The 795-nt window shown below is 79.1% G+C and carries 1 pseudogene; it reads left to right on the top strand.

From position 1 onward, the window contains the following. Positions 1-140: 140 nt before the first annotated feature. Positions 141-795 (top strand): annotated as a pseudogene (locus AAHZ94_RS34740) (hypothetical protein); the annotation flags it as partial.

Genomic DNA, 795 nt, shown 5'->3' with positions numbered 1-795 from the left:
GATCCGGCGGTGCTCGCGCTGCGCAGGGCCGCGGCCCTGCGCGCGGAGGCGCTGGCCGAGGCCGCCGCCGCCCGCGCGGACGCGATGGCCTGCGGTACGACGGCCGGGCCGGCCGGCGGCGGGCGCGGGGAGGAGGGCTGATGGCGCTGTTGACGACGTTGGCGCGGATGGAGGCGGTGCGCTGTGGGCGGGCGCTGCCGGCGGCCACGGTGCTCCACCGGCACCTGGCCGACCGGCCGCTGGTCTTCGTGCCGCTGACCACCGCGGGCGAGGCGGGGGGGGGGGGCCGCGGCGGGGGGGGGGGGGGGGGGGGGGGGGGGGGGGGGGGGGGGCCCGGGGGGGGCCCCCCCCCCCGCCTCCTGGTTGTACCGCAGCCGCGCGACCGCGACCTGCGGTTCACGTTCCTCGCCGAGCTCGCCGAGGCGATGCTGCCGCACTTCGCGGGCGCCGCGGACGAGGTCGAGTGGGAGGAGCGCAAGGAGACCGACCCGGAGACCGGGAAGCGGGTCACCGTCCAGGTCGAGCTGTGCGCCGACGCGCCGCAGTTGCTGGTGCCGAGCGGTCCCGGCATCGATTTCGTACGGCTGCTCGGCCGGTCGATGCGGTTCCGCAGGGCCGCCGAACAGGAGCCCGAAGGCGTCACGGACTCCCGTTCGGCGGCCCTGTCACGGCCTTCGGCAGGGCTCACGACCGGCACCGCGCGCGAGGCCGACGGCACGGCGGCCGGGCCCGTGGGCGCGTGCGACGCAGCGGGGACGCTGACGACGAGTGATCCCGCACGGGCGTCGGCAGGTG

Origin of the sequence: Streptomyces sp. HSW2009 (assembly GCF_040240285.1) — a bacterium.
GTDB lineage: Bacteria > Actinomycetota > Actinomycetes > Streptomycetales > Streptomycetaceae > Streptomyces.
This window is presented reverse-complemented; position numbering and strand designations above follow the sequence as displayed.